General features: G+C 56.1%; 1 rRNA gene (cut by a window edge). It reads right to left on the minus strand.

Annotated features, from left to right (window positions below):
* Positions 1 to 30 precede the first annotated feature (30 nt).
* A 23S ribosomal RNA gene (locus tag ACZ45Q_RS33935) occupies positions 31 to 1,423 on the minus strand (it continues 1,369 nt past the right edge of the window).

Consider the following 1,423-nt stretch of genomic DNA (forward strand, 5'->3'; position numbering starts at 1 on the left):
TCAGAACCAACACAGTGGACGCGAGCCTCTATGGACAAGCCCTCGGCCTATTAGTACCGGTCAACTCCACACGTTACCGTGCTTCCATATCCGGCCTATCAACCCAGTCGTCTACTGGGAGCCTTACCCCATCAAGTGGGTGGGAGTCCTCATCTCGAAGCAGGCTTCCCGCTTAGATGCTTTCAGCGGTTATCCCTCCCGAACGTAGCCAACCAGCCATGCCCTTGGCAGAACAACTGGCACACCAGAGGTTCGTCCGTCCCGGTCCTCTCGTACTAGGGACAGCCCTTCTCAAGACTCCTACGCGCACAGCGGATAGGGACCGAACTGTCTCACGACGTTCTAAACCCAGCTCGCGTACCGCTTTAATGGGCGAACAGCCCAACCCTTGGGACCGACTCCAGCCCCAGGATGCGACGAGCCGACATCGAGGTGCCAAACCATCCCGTCGATATGGACTCTTGGGGAAGATCAGCCTGTTATCCCCGGGGTACCTTTTATCCGTTGAGCGACGGCGCTTCCACAAGCCACCGCCGGATCACTAGTCCCGACTTTCGTCCCTGCTCGACCCGTCGGTCTCACAGTCAAGCTCCCTTGTGCACTTACACTCAACACCTGATTGCCAACCAGGCTGAGGGAACCTTTGGGCGCCTCCGTTACCCTTTAGGAGGCAACCGCCCCAGTTAAACTACCCATCAGACACTGTCCCTGATCCGGATCACGGACCCAGGTTAGACATCCAGCACGACCAGACTGGTATTTCAACGACGACTCCACCTGAACTGGCGTCCAAGCTTCACAGTCTCCCAGCTATCCTACACAAGCCGAACCGAACACCAATATCAAACTGTAGTAAAGGTCCCGGGGTCTTTCCGTCCTGCTGCGCGAAACGAGCATCTTTACTCGTAGTGCAATTTCACCGGGCCTATGGTTGAGACAGTCGAGAAGTCGTTACGCCATTCGTGCAGGTCGGAACTTACCCGACAAGGAATTTCGCTACCTTAGGATGGTTATAGTTACCACCGCCGTTTACTGGCGCTTAAGTTCTCAGCTTCGCCCCACCGAAATGGAGCTAACCGGTCCCCTTAACGTTCCAGCACCGGGCAGGCGTCAGTCCGTATACATCGCCTTACGGCTTCGCACGGACCTGTGTTTTTAGTAAACAGTCGCTTCTCGCTGGTCTCTGCGGCCACCCCCAGCTCACCGAGTAAATCGGATCACCGGAAATGGCCCCCCTTCTCCCGAAGTTACGGGGGCATTTTGCCGAGTTCCTTAACCATAGTTCACCCGAACGCCTCGGTATTCTCTACCTGACCACCTGAGTCGGTTTAGGGTACGGGCCGCCATGAAACTCGCTAGAGGCTTTTCTCGACAGCATAGGATCATCCACTTCACCACAATCGGCTCGGCATCAGGTCTCAGA

The sequence above is a fragment of the Streptomyces sp. NPDC031049 genome (genome assembly GCF_055571015.1).